The sequence below is a fragment of the Thermocatellispora tengchongensis genome, assembly GCF_014202315.1.
Classification (GTDB): Bacteria; Actinomycetota; Actinomycetes; order Streptosporangiales; family Streptosporangiaceae; genus Thermocatellispora; species Thermocatellispora tengchongensis.
In genome coordinates, this window is the sequence record NZ_JACHGN010000021.1 from 38,475 (window position 1) to 50,879 (window position 12,405).

Annotated in this window: 15 protein-coding genes; 8 read left to right on the top strand and 7 right to left on the bottom strand. The window is 72.5% G+C overall.

The genetic code is table 11. The features are described from left to right. Window positions 1-11: 11 nt before the first annotated feature. The 4 genes from HNP84_RS38040 to HNP84_RS38055 form a co-directional block, all read right to left on the bottom strand. Window positions 12-761, bottom strand: a complete 750-nt coding sequence (locus HNP84_RS38040; protein ID WP_185054887.1) for an alpha/beta fold hydrolase — start codon at window positions 759-761, stop codon at window positions 12-14. Between the two features lie 159 nt (window positions 762-920). After that, window positions 921-1,685, bottom strand: coding sequence for an SDR family NAD(P)-dependent oxidoreductase (locus HNP84_RS38045; RefSeq protein WP_185054888.1), 765 nt, complete (start codon window positions 1,683-1,685; stop codon window positions 921-923). Window positions 1,686-1,726: 41 nt separating this feature from the next. Next, complete coding sequence (locus tag HNP84_RS38050) at window positions 1,727-2,440, bottom strand: alpha/beta hydrolase (RefSeq protein WP_185054889.1); 714 nt, start codon at window positions 2,438-2,440, stop codon at window positions 1,727-1,729. Window positions 2,441-2,462: 22 nt separating this feature from the next. Continuing rightward, window positions 2,463-2,798 (bottom strand): Rv1322 family protein, encoded by a 336-nt coding sequence (locus HNP84_RS38055; RefSeq protein WP_185054890.1) that lies wholly within the window; start codon window positions 2,796-2,798, stop codon window positions 2,463-2,465. A 73-nt stretch (window positions 2,799-2,871) separates the two neighbouring features. Between HNP84_RS38055 and nucS the strand changes: the two genes are divergently transcribed. From nucS to HNP84_RS38095, 8 genes are all read left to right on the top strand, one after another. Continuing rightward, window positions 2,872-3,534, top strand: a complete 663-nt coding sequence (gene nucS / locus HNP84_RS38060; protein ID WP_185054891.1) for an endonuclease NucS — start codon at window positions 2,872-2,874, stop codon at window positions 3,532-3,534. Between the two features lie 92 nt (window positions 3,535-3,626). Continuing rightward, window positions 3,627-4,502 (top strand): ABC transporter ATP-binding protein, encoded by an 876-nt coding sequence (locus tag HNP84_RS38065; protein ID WP_185054892.1) that lies wholly within the window; start codon window positions 3,627-3,629, stop codon window positions 4,500-4,502. After that, a complete protein-coding gene (locus tag HNP84_RS38070; protein WP_185054893.1) occupies window positions 4,495-5,355 on the top strand; it encodes an ABC transporter permease in 861 nt (286 codons plus the stop codon). Before HNP84_RS38065 ends, HNP84_RS38070 begins: the two co-directional genes overlap by 8 nt. Beyond that, window positions 5,313-6,659: a sensor histidine kinase gene (locus tag HNP84_RS56430; protein ID WP_185054894.1), complete on the top strand. Its 1,347-nt coding sequence runs from the start codon at window positions 5,313-5,315 to the stop codon at window positions 6,657-6,659. The genes HNP84_RS38070 and HNP84_RS56430 overlap by 43 nt, the downstream gene beginning before the upstream one ends. After that, the gene (locus tag HNP84_RS38080; RefSeq protein ID WP_185054895.1) at window positions 6,656-7,279 is read left to right on the top strand and encodes a response regulator; all 624 of its coding nucleotides are present in this window, start codon (window positions 6,656-6,658) and stop codon (window positions 7,277-7,279) included. Before HNP84_RS56430 ends, HNP84_RS38080 begins: the two co-directional genes overlap by 4 nt. Before the next feature lie 50 nt (window positions 7,280-7,329). Continuing rightward, complete coding sequence (locus HNP84_RS38085; RefSeq protein WP_185054896.1) at window positions 7,330-8,811, top strand: aldehyde dehydrogenase family protein; 1,482 nt, start codon at window positions 7,330-7,332, stop codon at window positions 8,809-8,811. 88 nt (window positions 8,812-8,899) lie between these two features. Continuing rightward, window positions 8,900-9,508 (top strand): TetR/AcrR family transcriptional regulator, encoded by a 609-nt coding sequence (locus HNP84_RS38090; RefSeq protein WP_312926680.1) that lies wholly within the window; start codon window positions 8,900-8,902, stop codon window positions 9,506-9,508. Window positions 9,509-9,559: 51 nt separating this feature from the next. Further along, complete coding sequence (locus HNP84_RS38095) at window positions 9,560-9,901, top strand: DUF5713 family protein (protein ID WP_185054897.1); 342 nt, start codon at window positions 9,560-9,562, stop codon at window positions 9,899-9,901. Window positions 9,902-9,911: 10 nt separating this feature from the next. On the opposite strand, the gene HNP84_RS38100 is transcribed toward HNP84_RS38095, so the two are convergent. From HNP84_RS38100 to HNP84_RS38110, 3 genes are all read right to left on the bottom strand, one after another. Then, window positions 9,912-10,229, bottom strand: a complete 318-nt coding sequence (locus tag HNP84_RS38100) for an STAS domain-containing protein (RefSeq protein WP_185054898.1) — start codon at window positions 10,227-10,229, stop codon at window positions 9,912-9,914. A gap of 91 nt (window positions 10,230-10,320) precedes the next feature. Next, on the bottom strand, window positions 10,321-10,914 hold the full coding sequence (locus HNP84_RS38105; RefSeq protein WP_185055018.1) for a response regulator transcription factor: 594 nt from the start codon (window positions 10,912-10,914) through the stop codon (window positions 10,321-10,323). A gap of 2 nt (window positions 10,915-10,916) precedes the next feature. After that, window positions 10,917-12,125 carry a sensor histidine kinase gene (locus tag HNP84_RS38110; protein ID WP_281396406.1) on the bottom strand — a complete coding sequence of 403 codons (1,209 nt, stop codon included), beginning with the start codon at window positions 12,123-12,125 and terminating at the stop codon, window positions 10,917-10,919. Window positions 12,126-12,405: the final 280 nt, after the last annotated feature.

The following is a 12,405-nucleotide window of genomic DNA, read 5'->3' on the forward strand; positions in this document are numbered from 1 at the left end:
CGTCGCCGCGGTCACGCCTCCGCGGGCGCGAGGGTGGCCAGGAAGCCCGCCACGATCCGGTTGAACGCCTCGGGCTGCTCGACCGCGATCAGATGACCGGCCTTCTCCACGATCTCCAGGCGGGAGTCCGGGGCGGCCTCGGCCATGGCCCGCGCCTCCGGCACCGGGGCCAGCTCGTCCTCCTCCCCCACCATCACCAGGGCGGGCACGGCCAGCTTGGCCAGGGTGTCGAAGGAGTCGGGCCGGGCCGCCATCGCCCGCGCCGCCCAGGCGACCGCGCGCGGCGGCGCCGCCTGCACCAGGCCGCGTACCCTGCCGAAGACCATGCCGCGGCGGGCCTTGGTGGTCGCTCCCACCAGGCCGGGCAGGACCTCCTCCACCAGTACGCCGCTGCCGGACGCGACGACCGCCTCGGCCAGCCGCTCCCGGGCGAGCCGCGCGGCCTCGGAGTCGGCCCCGGCCTTCGTGCCCGCCAGGATCACGCCGAGCACCCGCTCCGGATGGCGGCGGCAGAACGCCATGGTCACGTAGCCGCCCATGGAGTGCCCGCCGATCACGGCGCGGTCGATGCCCTCCGCGTCGAGCAGCCGGGCGACGTCGTCGGCCATCGCGTCCAGCGACGGCTCCTCCTCATCGAGCACGGACCCGCCGAAGCCGCGCAGGTCGGGGGTGATGACCCGGCACCTCCCGGCGAGCCCCTCGCGTTGGGCGAGCCACATCGCCGACGACAGCGGGAAGGCATGCAGCAGAACCACCGGCATGCCACGACCGGTTGATCGGAAGTACAGATGCACGCAGAACAACGTAACCCGGGAGCGGCACACTGCCACCCCTTGCGGCCAATACCGGTCAAGCCGGACCCGACTCGATCCTGACCGAATCCTGACCGGCGTGCCGGACAGCGGCCGGTCGCGCCGCGTTCACCCCGCGCTGGCGGTCAGGCCGCCGTCGATGAACAGCACCTGACCCGTCATGTACGACGACGCCGGCGCGGCCAGGAAGACCGCGGGCCCGGCCATCTCCTCCGGGGTGGCCCAGCGGCCCAGCGGCACATTGGCCATCATGGCCCGGCTGGTGGCCTCGTCGCCCCACAGGTTCTCGTTCAGCTCGGTGGCGGTCCATCCGGGGCACAGCGCGTTCACGCGTACGCCGCTGCCGCCCCACTCCACGGCCAGGGTCTTGGTCAGCCCGACGAGCGCGGCCTTGGCGGCGCCGTACGGCGCGAGCATCGGGGCGCTGACCGCGGCCACCGAGCCCACGTTGATGACCGATCCGGAGCCGCGGTCGAGGAGGTGCGGCGCGACCGCGTGGCACACCGCCATGGCGGAGTCGAGGTTGAGCCGCATCAGCTTGTCCCAGCCCGACAGCCGCAGGTCGCGGAAGGGCACCATGAAGTTGGACCCGCCCGCGTTGTTCACCACGACGTCCACCTGACCCAGGTCGGCGATCGAGCGGTGCACGGCCGCGGCGGCGGCGTCGCGGTCGGTGAGGTCGCACGGGATCACCACCGCGGTGCGGCCCAGCGCCTCGACCTCTTTGGCGACCTCGGCCAGCGCCTCGGCCGAGCGCGCGACCAGTGCCAGATCGGCCCCGGCCTCGGCGTACGCGAGCGCGATGGCCCGGCCGATGCCGCGCGAGGCCCCCGTGACCATGGCCTTCATGCCTGTCAGATCGAACGCCCGCATGCCGTCAGCCTCCCTTGTCCACCCTTGAGCCGAACAAGATTCTAGGGCTCGGGGACCTCGGTCGGGAGGGGGTAGGCGGCCGGGTTGACCCGCTTGACGATCTCGTTGAGCACCACGCGCACCGACGGCTCGCCCACCCACAGGTGCTTGGCGCCCTCGACCCCGATCACCTCGGCGTGCGGCACGAGCGCGAAGCGCTTGGCGGCCTCCGGCGGCTGGAGGTAGTCGTCGTGCTCGGGCACCAGCGCGATCAGGGGCTTGCCGAACTCCGCCCACGCGGTCAGCTCGGCGTCGCCGGCGCGGCGCAGCGGTGGGGAGAGCAGGATGGCGCCCTCCACCAGCGGGTCGCGGCCCCACTTCAGCGCCAGCTCGGTGCCGAAGGACCAGCCGACCAGCCAGGGGCGGGGCAGGTCGTGGAACTCGGCGTACTCCAGCGCGGCGGCGACGTCGTACCGCTCGCCCTCGCCGCCGTCGAAGGCGCCCTGCGACGTGCCGCGCTCGGAGCTGGTGCCGCGGGTGTTGAAGCGGAGCACGGCGAGGTCGGCGAGCGCGGGCAGCCGGTACGCCGCCTTGCGGTACACGTGGCTGTCCATCATCCCGCCGTGGGTGGGCAGCGGGTGCAGGCAGACCAGCGTGGCCACGGGCGGGCGCTCGGCGGGCAGCGCCAGCTCCCCGACCAGCGTGAGCCCGTCGGCGGTGTGCAGCTCGATCGGCTCGCGGCGGGCGGGAAGCACCGTGGACGCCCGAATCTCCATCTGCCTGCCTCTCTAGGACCGTTCAGTAGCGGGTGCGGCCGTGACCGCGGTCGAGGCGCTTGCGCCAGCACGCGGTGTGCCAGTGCCTGCGCTCCTGTTCGCCTCCGGCCCAGTTGGGCCAGCTCACGATGTGCGGCAGACCCGGGCGGATCACCTGATCGCACCCCGGACAACGATACGGCCTGGCCGCGCCGGCGCCGCTCAGGGTCCGCACCCGCCACTCGCCGTCGGGCCACTCCTCGATGCGGTCGATGCCGCGCGGCGGCCCGTCGATCGGCCGGGCCGGCGGCAGGCCCCCTCTGCCGCGGTCCCTGCCCCGTTCGAACGGGTCCATGCGGCGGGATCGGCGGGGGCTCATGACACCAGTCTCCCACCACGGACAGGTAGATCATGGGTGGGTCCGGGCCTTCGGAACGGTAGGGTAATCGGCTATGCGGCTGGTCATCGCGCGGTGCAGCGTGGATTACGTGGGGCGGCTCACCGCCCATCTGCCCATGGCCCCCAGGCTCATCCTGATGAAGGCCGACGGCAGCGTCTCCATCCATGCCGACGACCGCGCGTTCAAGCCGCTGAACTGGATGAACCCGCCGTGCAAGCTGCGCGAGGACGGCCAGACCTGGACCGTCACCCACGGCAAGACCGGTGAGAAGCTCATCCTCACCATCGAAGAGGTCATGCACGACTCCAGCCACGAGCTGGGCGTCGATCCCGGCCTGCAGAAGGACGGCGTCGAGGCGCACCTCCAGGAGCTCCTGGCCGAGCACATCGGCACCCTCGGCGAGGGGTGGAGCCTGATCCGGCGCGAGTATCCGACCGCGATCGGCCCGGTGGACATCCTGTGCCGCGACCACACCGGCGCCACGGTCGCGGTCGAGATCAAGCGCAGGGGCGAGATCGACGGCGTCGAGCAGCTCACCCGCTACCTGGAGCTGCTCAACCGCGACCCGCTGCTCGCCCCGGTCAAGGGCGTGTTCGCCGCCCAGGAGATCAGGCCCCAGGCGCGGGTGCTGGCCACCGACCGCGGCATCTCCTGCGTGACGCTCGACTACGACTCCCTGCGCGGCATCGCCCCGGAGAACCCCACCCTGTTCTGAGTGTTGTGAGCTCGGCCGTCCACCGAATGGAGGACACCCCGTTCCACCGGCCGTAGGTGCCGCCCGGGCCGCCGTCCGACGACGCTGGTCACATGACGGCGACAACGGCGATCAAGGTTCGCGGGCTCACCAAGAGCTACGGCGACGTACAGGCGGTACGGGGCATCGACCTCGACATACGGGCGGGCGAGGTGTTCGCCGTCCTGGGGCCCAACGGGGCGGGCAAGTCGACCACCGTGGAGATCCTGGAGGGGCACCGCAAGCGTGACGGCGGCGAGGTCAGCGTGCTGTCCGTGGACCCCGGCCGGCCCACCCGGGAGTGGCGCTCGCGGATCGGCGTCGTGCTGCAGACCATCGAGGAGGCGGGCGACGCCACCGTACGCGAGATGGTGCGGCACTTCGCCCGCTACTACCCCGACCCGCGCGACCCGGACGAGGTGATCGAGCAGGTCGGGCTGGCGGAGAAGGCCGGCACCCGCGTACGCGAGCTGTCCGGCGGGCAGCGCCGCAGGGTGGACGTCGCGCTCGGCATCATCGGCCGGCCCGAGCTGCTGTTCCTGGACGAGCCGACGACCGGCTTCGACCCCGAGGCGCGCCGGAGGTTCTGGGAGCTGATCTCCGGCCTGTCCGACGACGGCACCACGATCGTGCTCACCACCCACTACCTGGACGAGGCCGAGGCGCTGGCCGACCGGGTCGCGGTGATCGCGTGGGGCCGGATCGTGGCCGAGGGCGACCCGCACACGCTCGGTGGCCGGGCCACCGCCAAGGCGTCGGTGTCCTGGTCCCAGGACGGCGTGCGCCACAGCGTCGAGACCGGCACCCCGAGCAGGACCGTGGCCGAGCTGGCCCGGCGCTTCGACGGCGAGGTCCCGGAGCTGGCCGTGACCCGCCCCACCCTGGAGGACATCTACCTCAAGCTGATCGAGACCCCCGCCGCGGCGGGACAGGAGGCCGGCGATGAGTGAGACCGCCACCGCCACCGCCGCCACGCCCGCGGCCCCCGCGGCGCCGAACCGGCGGCTGCCGTCCACGCTGCGGATCGGCCTGTCCCGCGCGGCGATGGAGACCCGGCTGTTCTTCCGGGAGCGCGAAGCCGTGATCTTCACCTTCTCGTTCCCGATCGTGCTGCTCGTGTTGTTCGGCTCGATCTTCGCCGGCGATCTGGAGGGGACCGGGATCACGGTGTCCCAGCTCTACACCGCCGGGCTGATCGGCGCGGGCGTGATGAGCGTGAGCTTCCAGAACCTGGGCATCACGATCGCGGTCGAGCGCGACGCCGGGGTGCTCAAGCGGCTGGCCGGCACGCCGATGCCGCGCACGGCGTACTTCATCGGCAAGACCCTGAACGTGCTGCTGCTGTCGGTGCTGGAGATCGCGATCCTGCTCGCCATCGGCGTGCTGATGTACGACCTGGACCTGCCCTCCGAGGCCGGGCGCTGGGTGACGTTCGCGTGGGTGTTCGTGCTCGGCGTGAGCGGCGCCGCGCTGCTGGGCATCGCGGTGAGCAGCCTGCCGCGTACGGCCAAGAGCGCCGCCGCCGTGATCACGACGCCGTTCGTGGTGCTGCAGTTCGTCTCCGGGGTGTACATCCCGATCACCCAACTGCCGGGCTGGCTGATCGACATCGCCTCGGTCTTCCCGCTGCGGTGGATGTGCCAGGGATTCCGGGCGGCCTTCCTGGGCGACGCCGGGGTCTCGCTGGAGCTCGCCAAGTCCTATGAGCTGGACAAAGTGGCGCTTGTCCTGGGCGCGTGGGTCATCGCAGGCTTGCTCCTGTGCCTGACCACCTTCCGCTGGAAGAGCCGCCGCGACGGCTGAGCGCCATGAGCGACGCCCCGAACCACGCGACGGACCACGCGATCCGGCCCGGACCCGCCCTCGCCGGCGGTGCCGGGCCGCACGCGTGGCTGAAGCTGCGCGGCTGGGAGGTCCTGCTGGTCGTCTCGGTGCTCATCCCGGTCGGGTTCATCCCGCTGAGCGACCTGGACACCTCCGCCAAGGCCGGCGCGTGCGCGCTGATGCTGGCGATCCTGCCGCTGTACGCGCTGGTCGGCCGGCCCGCGATCGTCAACGGCGACTCCCGGCGCGGCATGATCTACATCGGGCTGCTGGTCGTGCTGTTCGCCGCGGCGCACATGCTGGCGCCGATGGTCACCTTCGCGCTGTTCGGCCTGTGCCCGCAGTGCTTCATGGCGCTGCCGAACAGGCGCACGGAGACGATCGCGGTGATCCTGCTCGCCCTCGGCCCCGGACTGCGGTTCCTGATCGCCGAGCGCACCATGGGCGGCCTGTTCAACTTCGTCACGGTGACCACGATCGTGGTCTTCTTCTCGACGGTGTTCGGCGTCTGGATGGAGCGGATCGTCCGGCAGAGCAACGAGCGGGCCAAGCTGATCGAGGAGCTGGAGGCCAGCCGGGCCGAGGTGGCCAGGCTGTCGGCCGAGCGCGGCGCCCTGGCCGAGCGCGAGCGGCTGGCCGGAGAGATCCACGACACCCTGGCTCAGGGCTTCACCAGCATCATCATGCTGCTCCAGGCGGCGGAGGCGCAGCCCGACCCGTCCCGGCACCTCGCCCTGGCGGCGCGTACCGCACACGAGAACCTGGCCGAGGCGCGGGCGCTGATCGCGGCGCTCAGCCCGCCGCCGCTCGACGGCTCCACTCTGGAGGAGGCGCTGCGCCGGCTCACCGCGCGGCTGGGCGAGGAGACCGGGCTCGCGACCTCGGTGGAGGTACGCGGGCGGGCCGTCCCGCTGCCCCCGGCCACGGAGGTGGTGCTGGTGCGCGCCGCCCAGGAGGGGCTGGCCAACGTGCGCAAGCACGCCGCCGCCCGTACGGTGGGGGTCGAGCTGGACTACGGCCGCCAGGAGGTCGCGCTGCGCGTGCGCGACGACGGCAGGGGCCTGCCGCCCGGTGTGGACGACGTCACCGAGCCCGGCGACGGCCCGGCCGGTCTCGGCGGGCCGACCGGCCCGGGTATCGGGCGTGGCCGCTACGGCCTGCGCACCATGCGGACGCGGGTGGAGTCGGCCGGCGGCGTCGTACGCGTGCGCGGCCTGCCCGGCGAGGGCACGACGCTGGAAGTGGTCCTCCCCCGGGAGGCCGGGGCGGGAGGAGTGTCATGATCAAGGTGCTGATCGTCGATGACCACCCCGTGGTGCGCGAGGGGCTGCGCGGCATGCTGGACGCCGATCCGGGCATCCACGTGGTGGGCGAGGCCGGGTCGGGCGACGAGGCCGTCGTACGCGCCCGCGAGCTGCTGCCCGACGTGATCCTGATGGACCTGCGCATGCCGGGCGGCGACGGGGTGAGCGCCACCGGGCGCATCCTCGCCGACCGGCCCGAGAGCCGGGTGGTGGTGCTCACGACGTACGAGACCGACCAGGACATCGTCCGGGCGGTCGAGGCGGGCGCCGCCGGATACCTGCTCAAGGACACCTCCCGGGCCGACCTGCTGAACGCCATCGCCGCCGCCGCGCGCGGCGAGACCGTGTTGTCCCCGACCGTGGCGACCAGGCTGGTCACCCGGATGCGGGCGCCCGCGGTGGAGGCGCTGTCGCCGCGCGAGACCGAGGTGCTGTCCCTGGTCGCCAAGGGCCTGACGAACGGCGAGATCGGGCGGCGGCTGTTCATCAGCGAGACCACGGTCAAGACCCACCTGCTGCGCGCGTTCGCCAAGCTCGGCGTGTCCGACCGCACGGCCGCGGTCACCACGGCGATGGACCGGGGCCTGCTCGACACCTGACCGCGCGCAGATGGTTTACGGCGCAACGACCGCGTTCTATGGTGGGCCGCATGACGGCCACGACCGACAACCGCACCTTCGACTCCCTCGACCCGGCGACCGGCGAGGTGGTGGGCACGCACCCGATCCACGACGCCGCGGCGGTACGCGCGGCGGTGGCCGCGTCCGCGCCCGCGGCCGAGTGGTGGGCGGGGCTCGGCTTCGCGGGCCGCAAGGAGCGGTTGCTGGACTACAAGGCGGTCGTGACGCGCGACATCAGGCGGCTGGCGGCGACGGTGCGCGCCGAGACCGGCAAGCCGGAGGGCGACGCGCTGCTGGAGATCGTGCTGGCGATCACGCACATCGACTGGGCGGCCCGGCACGCCCGCCGGGTGCTCGGCCCGCGCCGGGTCTCCTCCGGGATGCTCGGCCTGAACCTGGCCGCCACCCTCGAATACCCCCCGCTGGGCACGGTCGGGGTGATCGGGCCGTGGAACTACCCGGTGTTCACCCCGATGGGGTCGCTGGCGTACGCGATGGCGGCGGGCAACGCCGTGGTGTTCAAGCCGAGCGAGCTGACCCCCGGCGTCGGCGTGCTGCTGGCCGAGCTGTTCAAAGAGTCGGTGCCCGAGCAGCCGGTGTTCCAGGTGGTCACCGGGCTGGGCGAGACCGGCGCCGCGCTGGCCGCCGACCCGGGCATCGGCAAGATCGCCTTCACCGGCTCCACGGCGACGGCGAAGCGGGTCATGGCCGCCTGCGCGCAGAACCTGACGCCGATCGTGGCCGAGTGCGGCGGCAAGGACGCGCTGATCGTGGACGCCGACGCGGATGTCGCCGCCGCCGCGGACGCCGCGCTGTGGGGCGCGATGTCCAACGCGGGCCAGACGTGCGTGGGCGTGGAACGCGTGTACGTCGTGGACGCCGTCTATGAACCTTTCATGCGCGAGCTGACCTCGCGGGCCGAGAAGGTCAAGGCGGGCGAGCAGTACGGCCCGGTCACCATGCCGTCCCAGATCGACGTCATCCGGCGCCACGTCGAGGCGGCCGTCGAGCGCGGCCGGGCGGTGGTGGGCGGCAAGGAGTCCGTACGCCCGCCGTTCGTCGATCCGGTGATCGTGGAGGACGTGCCCGAGGACAGCCCGGCCGTGCGGGAGGAGACCTTCGGGCCCGCGATCACGGTCAGGCGGGTGGCCGACGCGGAGGAGGCGCTGAAGGCGGCCAACGCGTCGGCGTACGGGCTGGGCGGGACCGTGTTCTCCCGCGACCGGCGCCGGGCGATGGACCTGGCCAGGCGAATGCGTACCGGCATGACCGCGGTGAACTCGGTCATCTCCTTCGCCGGAGTTCCCGCCCTGCCGTTCGGCGGCGTGGGAGACTCGGGCTTCGGCCGCATCCACGGCGCGGACGGGCTGCGGGAGTTCGCCCGGCCCAAGGCCATCTCGCGCCAGCGGTTCCCCCTGCCCGGGATGAACATCACATCCTTCGGCCGGGGTCAAGCGGAGTTGGAGCGTTTGGTCAGGCTGGTCACCGTTCTCCACGGACGACGCAGGTGACTATGTCCTGACTCTTCCCGAAAAAGGATCATGCGTCCATAATGGTGGGCTCTGGGGGGCCGCGATCGCTCTGGGCGCGAGGTGGGATGTGACGGGACGAGCGTACCGGGGGATGTCGGCGGAGCAGCGGCTCGCCGACAGACGGGAACGACTCATGATGGCCGCGTACACGCTGTTCGCGTCGCCGGGCTTCCCGGCGACGACGATCGAGCGCCTGTGCACGGCCGCACGGGTCTCCAACCGGGCCTTCTACGAGTGTTTCTCCGGACGTGAGGCGCTCATGCAGGCCGTCTACGACCGCTGTGTGGACGAGACCCTCCAGGCCGTGGCCGCCGCGCTGGCCACCGCCCCCAACAGCCTGGACGGCCGCATCGAGGCCGGCATAGCCGGCTACGTCACCTTCGTGACCAAGGACCCGCGCCGAGCGCACATCATGCACGTCGAGGTGCGCCGGGCGGGTGACTGCCTGACCACCGCGCGCCAGCGCGCCGTCCGCGGCTTCTCCACCATGATCGAGGAGACCGCCAGTGCCTTTCCCGACCGCATGCCGGCCGAGAACACCCATCTCCTGGCCCTGGGCGTCATCGGCGCCCTCCAGGAACTCCTGATCGAGTGGGTGCTGTCCGACGTACCGCCCCCGGTGGACCAGGTGATCAGCACGGCGGTGCACATCTTTCGCAGATCCTTCACCCCCTGACGCCGCTTCCCGGTACCGTCGCGATGCACCCACGACGGACGGGAGATCGCGGTGTCGCTCACGAACCAGCAGGTGACCGCCCACGAGTTCCTCAAGGAGCTGTACGACGACGACTACTTCCCCGATCACGTCCTGGACAAGGGCAAGGCGATCCTGCTGAGGCTGTGCGAACGCATCGAGGCCGAGCGTCCCGCCGACCTCGCGGCGCTCTACGCCCTCACCGAGGCCGCGACCGAGGAGTTCAACGACCTGGAAGCCGAGTTCGAGGCGGCCGGCAGCGAGATCGAGACCGTCGCCCGCGAGACCATCTCCGAGGACTTCTGGTTCGTGGCCTCGGCGTACGGTTTCGCCGACGCCGACCCGGAAGAGCTGGTGGCCGCCCGAGAGTGGTGAACGCGCGGGATCAGGCGACCGCGGCCGAGCTGGACTCCACGGCCAGCACCCGATTCAGCCTCGTCACGGCCAGGATGCGCATGATCCGGGGCGGCACGGACCGCAGCACCAGGCGCCGCCCGGCCGAGGCGGCGCGGCGGTGCGTGCCGACCAGGACGCCCAGGCCGGTCGCGTCGATCATCTCCAGCTCGGCGCAGTCCAGGACGAGATCGCCGGTGCCGTCGTCGACCGCGTGATGGAGGCGGGGCCGGACACTCGCGACGGTGCCCACGTCGAGTCGCTGGCCGAGATGGACCACCTGGGCCTGAGTCCTCCTCCGCGAGCGCATGCCACCTCCTCCGTCGGCACGGCCGTGCTCCCCACCCCTGCCCAGGCTCACCCCCATCCATGCCTAAAACAACCAAACGCACAAAAAAGTGCTACAACCACCCCATATCCTGCGCGGTTTTGATGGCGGTGATCCGGTTGCCCGCGCCCAGCTTGCCGATCGCGCTGGACAGGTAGTTGCGCACCGTGCCCTCACTCAGGTGCAGGGACGCCGCGATCTCGGCCACCGCGGCGCCGCGGGCGGCCAGCGCCAGGGCGTCGCGCTCGCGCTCGGTCAGCGGCGACTCCCCCGCCATCATGGCCGAGGCCGCCAGGTCGGGGTCCAGGTAGCGCCCGCCGGCGTGCACCTTGCGGATCGCCGTCGCCAGCTCGTCGGCCGAGGAGTCCTTCGGCAGGAACCCGCGTACGCCCGCCGCCAGCGCCCGCCGCAGATAGCCGGGACGTCCGAAGCTGGTCAGGATCAGCACCCCCTGCCCCGGCAGCGCCTCGGCCACCGCGAGCCCGTCGGCGCCGGGCATCTCGATGTCCAGCACCACCACGTCGGGCCGGTGCTCGGCCACCGCCGCCACGACCTCGTCGCCCCGCGCCACCTGGGCCACGACCTCGATGTCGGGCTCAAGCCCGAGCAGCGTGGCGATGGCCGCCCGGATCAGATGCTCGTCGTCGGCGAGCAGAACCCTGATCACGCTCACGCCGAAGCCCCCAGCGGAACGGCCACCGGAACGGTGACGGTGAGCAGGAACTCCCCCGGCCTGTGGCCCGGCCCGGCCCGCAGCACGCCCCCGAGCGCGGCCACCCGCTCGGCCATCCCCGCGATCCCGCTCCCCGGCGCCGCGATCCCCTCCTCACCGCGCCCCTCGCCGCGCCCCTCGCCGGCCTCGCGGGCCCCGTCGCGCACCCCGTCGTTGGCCATCTCCAGCACCACCGCGCCGTCGCCCGCCGTCACCTCGATCCGGCACCGGCTCGCCGCACTGTGCCGCAACACGTTCGTCGTGCCCTCCCTGACCACCCAGGCCAGCAGGGTGCTCACATCCTGGGGCAGCTCGGCGTCCGGCGCCCGCAGCGAGCACCGGATGCCGCCCGCCTCCAGCACCGCGCGCACGCTCAGCAACTCGGCCCGCAGATCCACCGTACGATAGCCGCGCACGGCCGCCCGTATCTGCTGCAACGTCTCGCGGGCCAGCCTGCGCACCTCGGCCATCTCGGCCGCGGCCCGCTCCCCGTCGCTGGTGGCCAGCTTGGTCGCCACCTCGCTCTTGACCGCGATGGCCGACAGGCTGTGCCCCACCAGATCATGCAGATCCCGGGCGAACCGCAACCGCTCGGCCGTCACCGCGAGCGCCGCCTGCGCCCGCTTCCCGTCATCGGCGGCCCGCACGACCTGCCAGAACCATAACTGGAACCGGTTCGCCCAGGGCAGCGCCAGGCACAGCAGCCCGTAGGGAACCAGCGTGAAGGCAGGCGAGTCATCCCCCGAGGCCAGCAGCGCGCACACCACCGCGGTCCCCCCGCACACCAGCCAGGCCCGCGCGGCGTTCACATGCAGTATCGCCGCCGACGCCCACGCCGCCCCCACCATCCCCCACCCGAAGGGCCCCGCGTCCGGAAGCAGCAACAGCGCGACCGTGACCGCCCCCAACGCCCAGATCTCCCACCGCGCCGGCCGCTCCTCCACCGCCGCCTGGATGACCCGCCAGTACAGCACGCTGAACGCCACCACACCCACGCCCCCCGCGGCCACGACCACCACGGACGCCGTCCCCTGCTCCACCGCCAGCGCCACCCCGCCGAACAACCCCACCCAGGCCGCGACCAAAGCCCCCGCCAGCGACCACTTGGTCACCAACCGCACCCGCTCGAAGTCGCTACGCTTACCACGCCCAAAGGCCCCGAACATCCACCCACTCCATCCCATCGTCCCTAAACGCTAGCCGCCCCCACGCCCCCCGACGAGGCCCCAACCCCGACCCTCACGCGGACGCCCCCGTACCGGCCCCAAGAGGCGAGCGCAGGCACAGGCGCCACCACAAGCCCAGAGCGCGGGGTCCGGAGCGCGAAGCGCGCGGCGCGGGCGCGGGGACACGACGCGACTGGATGTGGGACGCGGGGCACGGAGCGCGGCCACGACGCGACTGGACGCGACGCGGACGCGAAGCGCGGCGCGCACGCGAAGCGCG